The organism is Escherichia sp. WS3227_2 (assembly GCF_046486495.1).
Classification (GTDB): domain Bacteria; phylum Pseudomonadota; class Gammaproteobacteria; order Enterobacterales; family Enterobacteriaceae; genus Escherichia; species Escherichia coli.
This window is the reverse complement of record NZ_JBJQLG010000017.1, coordinates 75891-91026: the sequence shown is the minus strand read 5'-3', so window position 1 is coordinate 91026 and position 15136 is coordinate 75891. Positions and strand designations below refer to the sequence as shown.

14 protein-coding genes, 2 tRNA genes and 1 rRNA gene are annotated in these 15136 nt (G+C 53.3%); 13 read left to right on the top strand and 4 right to left on the bottom strand.

The genetic code is table 11. The annotated features are described in order from the left end of the window. The 3 genes from rrf to ACJHXB_RS20960 form a co-directional block, all read left to right on the top strand. Positions 1–103, top strand: a 5S ribosomal RNA gene (gene rrf, locus ACJHXB_RS20970); the annotation flags it as partial. A 54-nt stretch (positions 104–157) separates the two neighbouring features. Next, positions 158–234 (top strand) — tRNA-Asp (locus tag ACJHXB_RS20965). 8 nt (positions 235–242) lie between these two features. Beyond that, positions 243–318, top strand: a tRNA-Trp gene (locus ACJHXB_RS20960). Positions 319–413: 95 nt separating this feature from the next. Here the strand turns inward: ACJHXB_RS20960 and hdfR are convergent. Beyond that, on the bottom strand, positions 414–1253 hold the full coding sequence (gene hdfR, locus ACJHXB_RS20955) for an HTH-type transcriptional regulator HdfR (protein WP_000379247.1): 840 nt from the start codon (positions 1251–1253) through the stop codon (positions 414–416). Positions 1254–1371: 118 nt separating this feature from the next. Between hdfR and maoP the strand changes: the two genes are divergently transcribed. Continuing rightward, on the top strand, positions 1372–1710 hold the full coding sequence (gene maoP / locus ACJHXB_RS20950) for a macrodomain Ori organization protein MaoP (protein ID WP_000841001.1): 339 nt from the start codon (positions 1372–1374) through the stop codon (positions 1708–1710). Between the two features lie 25 nt (positions 1711–1735). Here the strand turns inward: maoP and ACJHXB_RS20945 are convergent, their stop codons facing one another. Next, positions 1736–3256, bottom strand: a complete 1521-nt coding sequence (locus tag ACJHXB_RS20945; protein WP_000058950.1) for a YifB family Mg chelatase-like AAA ATPase — start codon at positions 3254–3256, stop codon at positions 1736–1738. 352 nt (positions 3257–3608) lie between these two features. Here ACJHXB_RS20945 and ilvL point away from each other — a divergent pair, with 352 nt between their 5' ends. The 7 genes from ilvL (at position 3609) to ilvA (ending at position 10164) form a co-directional block, all read left to right on the top strand. After that, positions 3609–3707 carry an ilv operon leader peptide gene (ilvL, locus tag ACJHXB_RS20940; RefSeq protein ID WP_001311244.1) on the top strand — a complete coding sequence of 33 codons (99 nt, stop codon included), beginning with the start codon at positions 3609–3611 and terminating at the stop codon, positions 3705–3707. Between the two features lie 86 nt (positions 3708–3793). Next, the gene (gene ilvX, locus ACJHXB_RS20935; RefSeq protein ID WP_001387183.1) at positions 3794–3844 is read left to right on the top strand and encodes a peptide IlvX; all 51 of its coding nucleotides are present in this window, start codon (positions 3794–3796) and stop codon (positions 3842–3844) included. 2 nt (positions 3845–3846) lie between these two features. Further along, positions 3847–5493, top strand: coding sequence for an acetolactate synthase 2 catalytic subunit (ilvG, locus tag ACJHXB_RS20930; protein WP_001012592.1), 1647 nt, complete (start codon positions 3847–3849; stop codon positions 5491–5493). Beyond that, positions 5490–5753, top strand: coding sequence for an acetolactate synthase 2 small subunit (gene ilvM, locus ACJHXB_RS20925; protein WP_000983255.1), 264 nt, complete (start codon positions 5490–5492; stop codon positions 5751–5753). Before ilvG ends, ilvM begins: the two co-directional genes overlap by 4 nt. Positions 5754–5772: 19 nt before the next feature. Beyond that, positions 5773–6702, top strand: coding sequence for a branched-chain-amino-acid transaminase (gene ilvE, locus ACJHXB_RS20920; protein ID WP_000208520.1), 930 nt, complete (start codon positions 5773–5775; stop codon positions 6700–6702). A gap of 64 nt (positions 6703–6766) precedes the next feature. Further along, a complete protein-coding gene (gene ilvD / locus ACJHXB_RS20915; RefSeq protein ID WP_001127388.1) occupies positions 6767–8617 on the top strand; it encodes a dihydroxy-acid dehydratase in 1851 nt (616 codons plus the stop codon). A gap of 2 nt (positions 8618–8619) precedes the next feature. Then, positions 8620–10164 carry a threonine ammonia-lyase, biosynthetic gene (gene ilvA, locus ACJHXB_RS20910; RefSeq protein ID WP_000785616.1) on the top strand — a complete coding sequence of 515 codons (1545 nt, stop codon included), beginning with the start codon at positions 8620–8622 and terminating at the stop codon, positions 10162–10164. On the opposite strand, the gene ilvY is transcribed toward ilvA, so the two are convergent. Further along, entirely contained in the window at positions 10161–11051 is an 891-nt protein-coding gene (ilvY, locus tag ACJHXB_RS20905; protein ID WP_000365790.1) for an HTH-type transcriptional activator IlvY, read from the bottom strand. The genes ilvA and ilvY overlap by 4 nt on opposite strands. A 149-nt stretch (positions 11052–11200) precedes the next feature. Here ilvY and ilvC point away from each other — a divergent pair, with 149 nt between their 5' ends. Then, complete coding sequence (gene ilvC, locus ACJHXB_RS20900; protein ID WP_000024951.1) at positions 11201–12676, top strand: ketol-acid reductoisomerase; 1476 nt, start codon at positions 11201–11203, stop codon at positions 12674–12676. 45 nt (positions 12677–12721) lie between these two features. Here ilvC and ppiC read toward each other — a convergent pair whose 3' ends face one another. Further along, positions 12722–13003 (bottom strand): peptidylprolyl isomerase PpiC, encoded by a 282-nt coding sequence (gene ppiC, locus ACJHXB_RS20895; protein WP_001140258.1) that lies wholly within the window; start codon positions 13001–13003, stop codon positions 12722–12724. An 86-nt stretch (positions 13004–13089) separates the two neighbouring features. Here ppiC and rep point away from each other — a divergent pair, with 86 nt between their 5' ends. After that, positions 13090–15111 (top strand): DNA helicase Rep, encoded by a 2022-nt coding sequence (gene rep / locus ACJHXB_RS20890; protein WP_001238886.1) that lies wholly within the window; start codon positions 13090–13092, stop codon positions 15109–15111. The last annotated feature ends 25 nt before the right edge of the window (positions 15112–15136 follow it).

Genomic DNA, 15136 nt, shown 5'->3' with positions numbered 1-15136 from the left:
GCGCGGTGGTCCCACCTGACCCCATGCCGAACTCAGAAGTGAAACGCCGTAGCGCCGATGGTAGTGTGGGGTCTCCCCATGCGAGAGTAGGGAACTGCCAGGCATCAAATTAAGCAGTAAGCCGGTCATAAAACCGGTGGTTGTAAAAGAATTCGGTGGAGCGGTAGTTCAGTCGGTTAGAATACCTGCCTGTCACGCAGGGGGTCGCGGGTTCGAGTCCCGTCCGTTCCGCCACCCTAATTAGGGGCGTAGTTCAATTGGTAGAGCACCGGTCTCCAAAACCGGGTGTTGGGAGTTCGAGTCTCTCCGCCCCTGCCAGAAATCATCCTTAGCGAAAGCTAAGGATTTTTTTTTATCTGAAATAACCTCGCCGAAGTAAATCCTTCTACCGGCATCCTTGCCAGCCATTCAGATTAATACACTTCATCCAGCACGTTAATTTTCAATAGATCGCGAATCAACGCATTTTTATCGCTATTTTGCAGCCATATGGCATAAAGCGGCCGTGAAAGTGTTGTGCTATCGACAACGGTATGCAGGCCGCCCTTTTTACGCGCCCAACTGACGGGTAGCCAGGTGCAACCATTAAGCGTCGCAATCTGTTGCTGTGCCAGTTCAGCAGAACTGGTTGTCAGAATGGGAACTTCGTCAGCACCGATCAAACCTGCCTCATGCTGTTGAAAATCTGGCCCCCATTCCAGTCGCAGATAGTTAAGATCTCCCTTAAGTTTGGAAGGGGCACTGGTATAAAGCGCTAAAGTGAAATACCCCAGCAACTGACTGCTAAATTCGTCCATTTTGGGCGCTTCAGTTGTAATAAGAAGATCAAGCTGGCGTTCATGCAGCTGTTTTACCAGAGACTGCCGTTGGGCAATTCGCGCTTCGAACTGTAAGCCTGTATGGGCATCCTGATTTTGATACAAACGTCCCAGCCACTGATTAAGCATACATTCCCACAACGAGGCGCTGGCACCGATAGAAAACTCGTTATGTCGTGAGGTATGCGCCACCTCCTTACGGGCGGCCTGCCAGGTGCTCATGAGCGTTTCTGCGTAAGGCAGTAGTTTTTCACCGGCAGCGGTTAAACGGATATTGTTTCTGTGGCGGGTGAAAAGGTTCACACCCAGTTGATTTTCCAGTTGTCTGATTCGAAAGCTCACTGCTGACTGGGTCAGATAGAGCGATTCAGCTGCTCGACCAAAGTGACGTGTTCGGCTAACTTCCAGGAAAGTTTTTAACAATTCCGTATCCACAGTGCTCTCCGCAAAATTATTTGTCGTTATGATTTAAATGTTTTGTTTTACACTCTGTCAAGCGTAACTAATACTCCGCGCCATAACTAGCTCGGTCAAAGAATTAGGAGCGTGCAGGATGGCGGAAAGCTTTACGACGACTAATCGATATTTCGACAATAAACATTATCCACGTGGATTCTCTCGTCATGGTGACTTCACCATCAAAGAGGCACAACTGCTTGAGCGTCATGGTTATGCCTTCAATGAGTTGGATCTTGGCAAACGCGAGCCGGTTACCGAGGAAGAGAAACTCTTCGTAGCAGTATGCCGTGGCGAACGTGAGCCAGTGACAGAAGCAGAACGCGTGTGGTCCAAGTATATGACGCGTATCAAGCGTCCAAAACGTTTTCACACCCTTTCCGGCGGTAAACCGCAGGTTGAAGGTGCTGAAGACTACACCGATTCTGACGATTAATAAAAAGGGCGAAATGCCCTTTTTTTTATGTCAGTAGTTTTTGCAGATGGATGAGCAAACGGTCAATGGCACGATAGCTAACTGCCTCCTGCAAATGCTGACGTGTGATAATGTCGGACTGATCAATATCAGCAATGGTTCGTGCAACTTTCAATAACCGCTGCCAGGCACGAATCGATAACCCCAGATGGATCAGCGTTTCTTCCAACCACTGCGCATCTTCGCTCTCAAGCTTGCAGAATTGGCGTATTTCCGGATTATCCAGCCAGGCGTTCAGTTTATTCTGCCGCTTAAATTGGCGCTTTCTGGCGGCCATTACGCGTTGTTTAACGGTGGCGCTGCTTTCTCCCGGCACTACCGTTTTACTCAAAATGCCGGGTGGCGGTAATGGGATCTCCAGTGAGAGATCGAAGCGGTCGAGAAAGGGACCAGAGAGTCGGTTGAGATAACGCAGCGTTTGCTCTGGTGTGCAGCGGTTATGGTTTCCCTGATAATGTCCGGTAGGGCTGGGATTCATTGCCGCGACAAGCTGGAAACGGGCTGGATAGGTTATTTTTGCTCGTGTGCGTGAAAGATGGATCTGCCCGGATTCAATCGGCTCTCGCAAGGCATCCAGTGTACGCCGTTCAAATTCAGGTAGCTCATCAAGAAAAAGCACGCCGTTATGCGCCAGCGAAATTTCACCTGGCCCTGGAATTGCACCACCGCCCACCATCGCAGTTAACGACGCACTGTGATGAGGTGAGCGGAACGGGCGCTGCCGCCATTGTTTTTGTACTGATTCAGCATTTACCAGACTTAATATCGCAGCGCTCTCCAGTGCCTCTTCATTGCTTAAATCTGGCAAAAGGCCATTAATACGGCTGGCGAGCATTGTTTTACCTGTTCCCGGCGGTCCAATCAGTAAAAGGTTGTGCCCGCCAGCGGCGGTAATTTCCAGTCCTCGCTTTCCTTGCTCCTGACCGACAACATCACTGAGATCATGTTGTAGCGCCCGGGATACAGCATTAGTTGGTTTCGGGTGTTCGAGAGCGTGCTTACCTTCCAGAAACGCGCAGACAGCCTGCAGATGATCGGCTATCAGGCATCCTTCACCGTTAATTAGCCCCACTTCATCTTCGTTATCTTTCGCGACGATAATTTTTCTGCCCGACTTAATAGCTTCAGTTGCACTGGAGATTGCGCCGGGAACGCCACGCAGAGCGCCTGTAAGCGCCAGTTCTCCGACTAATTCATATTCATCTAACTTATTGGCTGCAAGCTGTTCTGAGGCCGCCAGCAACGCAATGGCGATAGGTAAATCATATCGTCCCCCTTCTTTTGGCAGATCGGCTGGAGCAAGGTTGATGGTGATTTTTTTCGCCGGATATTCATATCCGCTATTGATAATGGCGCTGCGCACGCGATCGCGAGCTTCTTTTACCGTTGTTTCTGGTAAGCCCACCATCGTTAAGCCGGGTAGACCTTTACTGATATGTACCTCAACAGTGATCGGGGGCGCATTTACTCCCAGGGCTGCGCGGGTATGAACAATTGACAGTGACATAAGCCCTCCTTGAGTCACCATTATGTGCATAAGATATCGCTGCTGTAGCCCGCTAATTCGTGAATTTTAGTGGCTGATTCCTGTTTATTTGTGCAAGTGAAGTTGAGTTGTTCTGGCGGTGGAATGATGCTCGCAAAAATGCAGCGGACAAAGGATGAACTACGAGGAAGGGAACAACATTTATACTGAAATTGAATTTTTTTCACTCACTATTTTCTTTTTAAAAAACAACAATTTCTATTGAAATTATTAAAGTCATCATAAAAATCGGCCAAAAAATATCTTGTGCTATTCGCAAAATCTATGGTAACTCTTTAGGCATTCCTTCGAACAAGATGCAAGAAAAGACAAAATGACAGCCCTTCTACGAGTGATTAGCCTGGTCGTGATTAGCGTGGTGGTGATTATTATCCCACCGTGCGGGGCTGCACTTGGACGAGGAAAGGCTTAGAGATCAAGCCTTAACGAACTAAGACCCCCGCACCGAAAGGTCCGGGGGTTTTTTTTGACCTTAAAAACATAACCGAGGAGCAGACAATGAATAACAGCACAAAATTCTGTTTCTCAAGATTCAGGACGGGGAACTAACTATGAATGGCGCACAGTGGGTGGTACATGCGTTGCGGGCACAGGGTGTGAATACCGTTTTCGGTTATCCGGGTGGCGCAATTATGCCGGTTTACGATGCATTGTATGACGGCGGCGTGGAGCACTTGCTGTGCCGACATGAGCAGGGTGCGGCAATGGCGGCTATCGGTTATGCCCGTGCTACCGGCAAAACTGGCGTATGTATCGCCACGTCTGGTCCGGGCGCAACCAACCTGATAACCGGGCTTGCGGACGCACTGTTAGATTCCATCCCTGTTGTTGCCATCACCGGTCAGGTATCCGCACCGTTTATCGGCACTGACGCATTTCAGGAAGTGGATATTCTGGGGTTGTCGTTAGCCTGCACCAAGCACAGTTTCCTGGTGCAATCACTGGAAGAGTTGCCGCGCATCATGGCTGAAGCATTCGACGTTGCCAGTTCAGGTCGTCCAGGTCCGGTTCTGGTCGATATCCCAAAAGATATCCAGTTAGCCAGCGGCGATCTGGAACCATGGTTCACCACCGTTGAAAACGAAGTGACTTTCCCACATGCCGAAGTCGAGCAAGCGCGCCAGATGCTGTTAAAAGCGCAAAAACCGATGCTGTACGTTGGCGGTGGCGTGGGCATGGCGCAGGCAGTTCCCGCTCTGCGTGAATTTCTCGCTACCACAAAAATGCCTGTCACCTGCACGCTGAAAGGGCTGGGCGCAGTTGAAGCGGATTATCCGTACTATCTGGGCATGCTGGGAATGCACGGCACCAAAGCGGCGAACTTCGCAGTGCAGGAGTGCGACTTGCTGATCGCCGTGGGTGCACGTTTTGATGACCGGGTGACTGGCAAACTGAACACCTTCGCACCACACGCCAGCGTTATTCATATGGATATCGATCCGGCAGAAATGAACAAGCTGCGTCAGGTACATGTGGCTTTACAGGGTGATTTAAATGCTCTTTTACCAGCATTACAGCAGCCGTTAAATATCAATGACTGGCAGCAATACTGCGCGCAGCTGCGTGATGAACATGCCTGGCGCTACGACCATCCCGGTGACGCTATCTACGCGCCGTTGTTGTTAAAACAACTGTCGGATCGTAAACCTGCGGATTGCGTCGTGACCACAGATGTGGGGCAGCACCAGATGTGGGCTGCGCAGCACATCGCCCACACTCGCCCGGAAAATTTCATCACCTCCAGCGGCTTAGGCACCATGGGTTTTGGTTTACCAGCGGCGGTTGGCGCACAAGTCGCGCGACCGAACGATACCGTCGTCTGTATCTCCGGTGACGGCTCTTTCATGATGAATGTGCAAGAGCTGGGCACCGTAAAACGCAAGCAGTTACCGTTGAAAATCGTCTTACTCGATAACCAACGGTTAGGGATGGTTCGACAATGGCAGCAACTGTTTTTTCAGGAACGATACAGCGAAACCACCCTTACTGATAACCCCGATTTCCTCATGTTAGCCAGCGCCTTCGGCATCCCTGGCCAACACATCACCCGTAAAGACCAGGTTGAAGCGGCACTCGACACCATGCTGAACAGTGATGGGCCATACCTGCTTCATGTCTCAATCGACGAACTTGAGAATGTCTGGCCGCTGGTGCCGCCTGGTGCCAGTAATTCAGAAATGTTGGAGAAATTATCATGATGCAACATCAGGTCAATGTATCGGCTCGCTTCAATCCAGAAACCTTAGAACGTGTTTTACGCGTGGTGCGTCATCGTGGTTTCCACGTCTGCTCAATGAATATGGCTGCCGCCAGCGATGCACAAAATATAAATATCGAATTGACCGTTGCCAGCCCACGGTCGGTCGACTTACTGTTTAGTCAGTTAAATAAACTGGTGGACGTCGCACACGTTGCCATCTGCCAGAGCACAACCACATCACAACAAATCCGCGCCTGAGCGCAAAAGGAATATAAAAATGACCACGAAGAAAGCTGATTACATTTGGTTCAATGGGGAGATGGTTCGCTGGGAAGACGCGAAGGTGCATGTGATGTCGCACGCGCTGCACTATGGCACCTCGGTTTTTGAAGGCATCCGTTGCTACGACTCGCACAAAGGACCGGTTGTATTCCGCCATCGTGAGCATATGCAGCGTCTGCATGACTCCGCCAAAATCTATCGCTTCCCGGTTTCGCAGAGCATTGATGAGCTGATGGAAGCTTGTCGTGACGTGATCCGCAAAAACAATCTCACCAGCGCCTATATCCGTCCGCTGATCTTCGTCGGTGATGTTGGTATGGGCGTTAACCCGCCAGCGGGATACTCAACCGATGTAATTATCGCCGCTTTCCCGTGGGGAGCGTATCTGGGCGCAGAAGCGCTGGAGCAGGGGATCGATGCGATGGTTTCCTCCTGGAACCGCGCAGCACCAAACACTATCCCGACGGCGGCAAAAGCCGGTGGTAACTACCTCTCTTCCCTGCTGGTGGGTAGCGAAGCGCGCCGCCACGGTTATCAGGAAGGTATCGCGCTGGATGTGAACGGTTATATCTCTGAAGGCGCAGGCGAAAACCTGTTTGAAGTGAAAGACGGTGTGCTGTTCACCCCACCGTTCACCTCCTCCGCGCTGCCGGGTATTACCCGTGACGCCATCATCAAACTGGCGAAAGAGCTGGGAATTGAAGTGCGTGAGCAGGTGCTGTCGCGCGAATCACTGTACCTGGCGGATGAAGTGTTTATGTCCGGTACGGCGGCAGAAATCACGCCAGTGCGCAGTGTAGACGGTATTCAGGTTGGTGAAGGCCGTTGCGGCCCGGTTACCAAACGCATTCAGCAAGCCTTCTTCGGCCTCTTCACTGGCGAAACCGAAGATAAATGGGGCTGGTTAGATCAAGTTAATCAATAAATACAAAAAATGGGACGGCACGCACCGTCCCATTTACGAGACAGACACTGGGAGTAAATAAAGTATGCCTAAGTACCGTTCCGCCACCACCACCCATGGTCGTAATATGGCGGGTGCTCGTGCGCTGTGGCGCGCCACCGGAATGACCGACGCCGATTTCGGTAAGCCGATTATCGCGGTTGTGAACTCGTTCACCCAATTTGTACCGGGTCACGTCCATCTGCGCGATCTCGGTAAACTGGTCGCCGAACAAATTGAAGCGGCTGGCGGCGTTGCCAAAGAGTTCAACACCATTGCGGTGGATGATGGGATTGCCATGGGCCACGGGGGGATGCTTTATTCACTGCCATCTCGCGAACTGATCGCTGATTCCGTTGAGTATATGGTCAACGCTCACTGCGCCGACGCCATGGTCTGCATCTCTAACTGCGACAAAATCACCCCGGGGATGCTGATGGCTTCCCTGCGCCTGAATATTCCTGTGATCTTTGTTTCCGGCGGTCCGATGGAGGCCGGGAAAACCAAACTGTCCGATCAGATCATTAAGCTCGATCTGGTTGATGCGATGATCCAGGGCGCAGACCCGAAAGTTTCTGACTCCCAGAGCGATCAGGTTGAACGATCCGCCTGCCCAACCTGCGGTTCCTGCTCCGGGATGTTTACTGCTAACTCAATGAACTGCCTGACCGAAGCACTGGGCCTGTCGCAGCCGGGCAACGGCTCGTTGCTGGCAACCCACGCGGACCGTAAGCAGCTGTTCCTCAATGCTGGTAAACGCATTGTTGAATTGACCAAACGTTACTACGAGCAAAACGACGAAAGTGCACTGCCGCGCAATATTGCTAGCAAAGCGGCGTTTGAAAACGCCATGACGCTGGATATCGCGATGGGCGGCTCTACCAACACGGTACTTCACCTGCTGGCGGCGGCGCAGGAAGCGGAAATCGACTTCACCATGAGTGATATTGATAAGCTCTCCCGCAAGGTTCCACAGCTGTGTAAAGTTGCGCCGAGCACCCAGAAATACCATATGGAAGATGTTCATCGTGCTGGTGGTGTTATCGGTATTCTCGGCGAGCTGGATCGTGCGGGATTACTGAACCGTGATGTGAAAAACGTACTTGGCCTGACGTTGCCGCAAACGCTGGAACAATACGACGTTATGCTGACCCAGGATGACGCGGTAAAAAATATGTTCCGCGCTGGCCCGGCGGGCATTCGTACCACACAGGCATTCTCGCAGGATTGCCGTTGGGATTCTCTCGATGACGATCGCGCAAACGGCTGTATCCGCTCGCTGGAACACGCCTACAGCAAAGACGGCGGCTTGGCGGTGCTCTACGGTAATTTCGCAGAAAACGGCTGCATTGTTAAAACCGCGGGCGTCGATGACAGCATCCTCAAATTCACCGGCCCGGCGAAAGTGTACGAAAGCCAGGATGACGCGGTAGAAGCGATTCTCGGCGGCAAAGTTATCGCTGGCGATGTGGTGGTGATCCGGTACGAAGGCCCGAAAGGCGGTCCGGGGATGCAGGAAATGCTCTACCCAACCAGCTTCCTGAAATCAATGGGTCTCGGTAAAGCCTGCGCGCTGATCACCGACGGACGCTTCTCCGGCGGCACCTCTGGTCTTTCCATCGGCCACGTCTCGCCGGAAGCGGCAAGCGGCGGCAGCATTGGTCTGATTGAAGACGGCGATCTTATCGCTATCGACATTCCCAACCGTGGCATTCAGTTACAGGTAAGCGATGCCGAACTGGCGGCACGTCGTGAAGCGCAGGAAGCTCGTGGCGACAAAGCCTGGACGCCGAAAAATCGCGAACGTCAGGTCTCCTTTGCATTGCGCGCCTACGCCAGCCTGGCAACCAGCGCCGACAAAGGTGCGGTGCGCGATAAATCGAAACTGGGGGGTTAATAATGGCTGACTCGCAACCCCTGTCCGGTACCCCGGAAGGTGCCGAATATTTAAGAGCGGTGCTGCGCGCGCCGGTCTACGAAGCGGCGCAGGTCACGCCGCTACAAAAAATGGAAAAGCTCTCGTCTCGTCTTGATAACGTGATTCTGGTGAAGCGCGAAGATCGCCAGCCAGTTCATAGCTTTAAGTTGCGCGGTGCATACGCCATGATGGCGGGCCTGACGGAAGAACAGAAAGCGCACGGCGTGATCACCGCTTCTGCGGGTAACCACGCGCAGGGCGTCGCGTTTTCTTCCGCACGGTTAGGCGTGAAGGCGCTGATCGTCATGCCAACCGCCACCGCCGATATAAAAGTTGATGCGGTGCGCAGCTTTGGCGGCGAAGTGCTGCTTCATGGCGCGAACTTTGACGAAGCGAAAGCGAAAGCAATCGAACTGTCACAGCAGCAGGGCTTCACCTGGGTGCCGCCGTTCGACCATCCGATGGTGATCGCCGGGCAAGGCACGCTGGCGCTGGAACTGCTCCAGCAGGACGCCCATCTCGACCGCGTATTTGTACCGGTCGGCGGCGGCGGTCTGGCGGCGGGCGTCGCGGTACTGATCAAACAACTGATGCCGCAAATCAAAGTGATCGCCGTGGAAGCGGAAGATTCCGCCTGCCTGAAAGCGGCGCTGGATGCGGGTCATCCCGTTGATCTGCCCCGCGTGGGGCTGTTTGCTGAAGGCGTCGCGGTAAAACGTATCGGCGATGAAACCTTCCGTTTGTGCCAGGAGTATCTTGACGACATCATCACCGTCGATAGCGATGCCATCTGTGCGGCGATGAAAGACCTGTTCGAAGATGTACGCGCGGTGGCTGAACCCTCTGGCGCGCTGGCGCTGGCAGGGATGAAAAAATACATCGCCCAGCACAACATTCGCGGTGAACGGCTGGCGCATATTCTTTCCGGTGCCAACGTGAACTTTCACGGTCTGCGCTACGTCTCGGAACGCTGCGAACTGGGCGAACAGCGTGAAGCGTTACTGGCGGTGACCATTCCGGAAGAAAAGGGCAGCTTCCTCAAATTCTGCCAGTTACTTGGTGGGCGCTCGGTCACCGAGTTCAACTACCGCTTTGCTGATGCCAAAAACGCCTGCATTTTTGTCGGCGTGCGCCTGAGCCGCGGTCTCGAAGAGCGCAAAGAAATTTTGCAGATGCTCAACGACGGCGGCTACAGCGTGGTTGATCTCTCCGACGACGAAATGGCGAAGCTGCATGTGCGTTATATGGTTGGCGGGCGCCCATCGCATCCGTTGCAGGAACGCCTCTACAGCTTCGAATTCCCGGAGTCACCGGGGGCGCTGTTGCGCTTCCTCAACACGCTGGGTACGCACTGGAACATTTCTTTGTTCCATTATCGCAGCCACGGTACCGACTACGGGCGCGTACTGGCGGCGTTCGAACTTGGCGACCATGAACCGGATTTCGAAACCCGGCTGAATGAGCTGGGCTACGATTGCCACGACGAAACCAATAACCCGGCGTTCAGGTTCTTTTTGGCGGGTTAGTGGTTCGGCAAAATCTTCCAGAATGCCTCAATCAGCGGCTCATGCAGCCGCTTTTTTTGCGCACACACGCCCAGCTCAAACGGCGTTTTCTCATCGCTGCGCTCTAAAATCATCACGCGGTTCCGCACCGGTTCGGGGCTGTTTTCCAGCACCACTTCCGGCAACAGCGCCACGCCACAGCCGAGCGCCACCATCGATACCATTGCTTCATGTCCGCCAACCGTGGCGTAAATCATCGGGTTGCTGATTTTATTGCGTCGAAACCACAGTTCAATGCGGCGGCGTACCGGCCCCTGATCGGCCATGATAAACGGCACCGTTGACCAGTCCGGCTTCTCTACCGACACCTGATTACGCACCGGGCAGGGCAGCGCGGGGGCAATCAGCACCACTGCCAGATTCTCCAGCATCGAAAACGCCACTGCGCCGGGTAGCGTCTCCGGCTTCCCGGCAATCGCCAGGTCCGCTTCGCCAGTGACCACTTTTTCCATTGCATCTGCCGCATCACCAGTAGTGAGTTTAATCTCCACCGACGGGTGTTCCGCGCGGAAGCGATCCAGAATCGGCGGCAGATGGCTGTAGGCAGCGGTCACCGAGCAGAAGATATGTAATTCGCCAGAGAGCGACGGTCCTTGCTGGTCGATGGTGTGGCGCAATTGCTGATATTGCAACAGCGTTTGCTGGGCGAAAACGCGCAGTTCTTCGCCCGCTTCCGTCAGCGTTACCGTGCGGTTATCGCGCACAAACAGCGGCTGACCGAGATCTTCTTCCAGGCGCTGTATTTGTCGCGAAAGCGTAGACGGGCTAACGTGCATTGCCCGCGCGCTACGGCCAAAATGGCGGCTTTCCGCCAGATGCAGGAAGGTTTTCAGATCGCGTAAATCCAATGGCGCAGCCCTCAATGTTGACGTTGCAAAAATTGCAATGTGACGTTGTGAATATATCAATTTCCGCAATAAATTTCCTGTCATATAGTGAATTCAATCTCGCAAACGCGAACCGAACAATAAGAAGCACAACATCACGAGGAATCACCATGGCTAACTACTTCAATACACTGAATCTGCGCCAGCAGCTGGCACAGCTGGGCAAATGTCGCTTCATGGGGCGCGATGAATTCGCCGATGGCGCGAGCTACCTTCAGGGTAAAAAAGTAGTCATCGTCGGCTGTGGCGCACAGGGGCTGAACCAGGGCCTGAACATGCGTGATTCAGGTCTCGATATCTCCTACGCTCTGCGCAAAGAAGCGATTGCCGAAAAGCGCGCATCCTGGCGTAAAGCGACCGAAAACGGTTTTAAAGTGGGTACTTACGAAGAACTGATCCCGCAGGCGGATCTGGTGGTTAACCTGACGCCGGACAAGCAGCACTCTGATGTAGTGCGCACCGTACAGCCACTGATGAAAGACGGCGCGGCGCTGGGTTACTCGCACGGTTTTAACATCGTCGAAGTAGGCGAGCAGATCCGTAAAGACATCACCGTAGTAATGGTTGCGCCGAAATGCCCAGGCACCGAAGTACGTGAAGAGTACAAACGTGGATTCGGCGTACCGACGCTGATTGCCGTTCACCCGGAAAACGATCCGAAAGGCGAAGGCATGGCGATCGCTAAAGCATGGGCGGCAGCAACCGGCGGTCACCGTGCAGGCGTGCTGGAATCGTCCTTCGTTGCGGAAGTGAAATCTGACCTGATGGGCGAGCAAACCATCCTGTGCGGTATGTTGCAGGCTGGCTCTCTGCTGTGCTTCGACAAGCTGGTGGAAGAAGGCACCGATCCGGCATACGCAGAAAAACTGATTCAGTTCGGTTGGGAAACCATCACCGAAGCACTGAAACAGGGCGGCATCACGCTGATGATGGACCGTCTCTCTAACCCGGCGAAATTGCGCGCTTACGCGCTCTCTGAGCAATTGAAAGAGATCATGGCACCGCTGTTCCAGAAACATATGGACGATATCATCTCCGGCGAATTCTCCTCCGGCATGATGGCGGACTGGGCCAACGATGATAAGAAACTGCTGACCTGGCGTGAAGAGACCGGCAAAACCGCGTTCGAAACCGCGCCGCAATATGAAGGCAAAATCGGCGAGCAGGAGTACTTCGATAAAGGCGTATTGATGATCGCGATGGTAAAAGCGGGCGTTGAGCTGGCGTTTGAAACCATGGTTGATTCCGGCATCATCGAAGAGTCTGCTTACTATGAATCACTGCACGAACTGCCGCTGATTGCCAACACCATCGCCCGTAAGCGTCTGTATGAAATGAACGTGGTTATTTCTGATACCGCTGAATACGGTAACTATCTGTTCTCTTACGCTTGTGTGCCGCTGCTGAAACCGTTTATGGCAGAGCTGCAACCGGGCGACCTGGGTAAAGCTATTCCGGAAGGTGCGGTAGATAACGCGCAGTTGCGTGATGTGAACGAAGCGATTCGCAGCCATGCGATTGAGCAGGTAGGTAAGAAACTGCGCGGCTATATGACGGATATGAAACGTATTGCTGTTGCAGGTTAAGTGCGATTCAGAGTTCAAGGCCTTCTCCCGGAGAAGGCCTTGCTGTTAGTTACGGTAAAGCACCTTAATGATGTGATACCCGAACTGGGTATGCAGCGGACCGGTTGGCTCCAGTACCGGACAAGAGAAAACCACTTTATCGAACGCCGGAACCATCTGGCCCTGGCGGAATTCACCTAAATCACCACCGCGTTTACCTGACGGGCAAATGGAGTGTTTCTTCGCCAGCTTGCCGAAATCGGCACCGTTCTTAATCTGCTCGAGAAGTTCCAGAGCCAGTTTCTCTTCTTTTACAAGGATATGCAGTGCTGCTGCTGTTTTTGCCATGATCGTGCCTTGAGTGGTAAGGATGAGGCTGGCTATACTACCACGCTGTTATTTTCCCCTCCCGACTTTCATTGAGCGATTTTCCTATGCGTCTAAACCCCGGCCAACAACAAGCTGTCGAATTCGTTACCGGCCCCTGCCTGGTGCTGGCAGGCGCGGGTTCCGGTAAAACTCGTGTCATCACCAATAAAATCGCCCATCTGATCCGCGGTTGCGGTTATCAGGCGCGACATATCGCGGCGGTGACCTTTACCAATAAGGCGGCGCGCGAGATGAAAGAGCGTGTCGGGCAGACGCTGGGGCGCAAAGAGGCGCGCGGGCTGATGATTTCCACCTTCCACACGCTGGGGCTGGATATCATCAAACGCGAGTATGCGGCGCTTGGGATGAAAGCAAACTTCTCGTTGTTTGACGATACCGATCAGCTTGCTTTGCTTAAAGAGCTGACCGAGGGGCTGATTGAAGATGACAAAGTTCTCCTGCAACAGCTGATTTCGACCATCTCTAACTGGAAGAACGATCTCAAAACACCGTCCCAGGCGGCAGCCAGTGCGATTGGCGAGCGGGACCGTATTTTTGCCCATTGTTATGGGCTGTATGATGCACACCTGAAAGCCTGTAACGTTCTCGATTTCGATGATCTGATTTTATTGCCGACGTTACTGCTGCAACGCAATGAAGAAGTCCGCGAGCGCTGGCAGAACAAAATTCGCTACCTGCTGGTGGATGAGTATCAGGACACCAACACCAGCCAGTATGAACTGGTGAAACTGCTGGTGGGCAGCCGCGCGCGCTTTACCGTAGTTGGCGATGACGATCAGTCGATCTACTCCTGGCGCGGTGCACGTCCGCAAAACCTGGTGCTGTTGAGCCAGGATTTTCCGGCGCTGAAGGTGATTAAGCTTGAGCAGAACTACCGCTCTTCCGGACGTATTCTGAAAGCGGCGAACATCCTCATTGCCAATAACCCGCACGTCTTTGAAAAGCGTCTGTTCTCCGAACTGGGCTATGGCGCGGAGCTAAAAGTTTTAAGCGCGAATAACGAAGAACATGAAGCCGAGAGAGTCACCGGCGAGCTGATCGCGCATCACTTCGTCAATAAAACGCAGTACAAAGATTACGCCATTCTTTATCGCGGTAACCATCAGTCGCGGGTGTTTGAAAAATTCCTGATGCAAAACCGCATCCCGTACAAAATTTCTGGTGGTACGTCGTTTTTCTCTCGTCCTGAAATCAAGGATTTGCTGGCTTATCTGCGCGTGCTGACTAACCCGGACGATGACAGCGCATTTCTGCGTATCGTTAACACGCCGAAGCGAGAGATTGGCCCGGCTACGCTGAAAAAGCTGGGTGAGTGGGCGATGACGCGCAATAAAAGCATGTTTACCGCCAGCTTTGATATGGGCCTGAGTCAGACCCTGAGCGGACGTGGTTATGAAGCATTGACCCGCTTCACTCATTGGTTGGCAGAAATCCAGCGCCTGGCGGAGCGGGAGCCGATTGCCGCGGTGCGCGATCTGATCCACGGCATGGATTATGAATCCTGGCTGTACGAAACATCGCCCAGCCCGAAAGCTGCCGAAATGCGCATGAAGAACGTCAACCAACTGTTTAGCTGGATGACGGAGATGCTGGAAGGCAGCGAACTGGATGAGCCGATGACGCTCACCCAGGTGGTGACGCGCTTTACTTTGCGCGACATGATGGAGCGCGGCGAGAGCGAGGAAGAGCTGGATCAGGTACAACTGATGACTCTGCACGCGTCGAAAGGGCTGGAGTTTCCTTATGTCTACATGGTCGGTATGGAAGAGGGGTTTTTGCCGCACCAGAGCAGCATCGATGAAGATAATATCGATGAGGAGCGGCGGCTGGCCTATGTCGGCATTACTCGTGCCCAGAAGGAATTGACCTTTACGCTGTGTAAAGAACGCCGTCAGTACGGCGAACTGGTGCGCCCGGAACCAAGCCGATTCTTATTGGAGCTGCCGCAGGATGATTTGATTTGGGAACAGGAGCGTAAAGTGGTCAGCGCCGAAGAACGGATGCAGAAAGGGCAAAGCCATCTGGCGAATCTGAAAGCTATGATGGCGGCAAAACGAGGGAAATAATCAAGGCCGGAAAAGATGCGTCAGC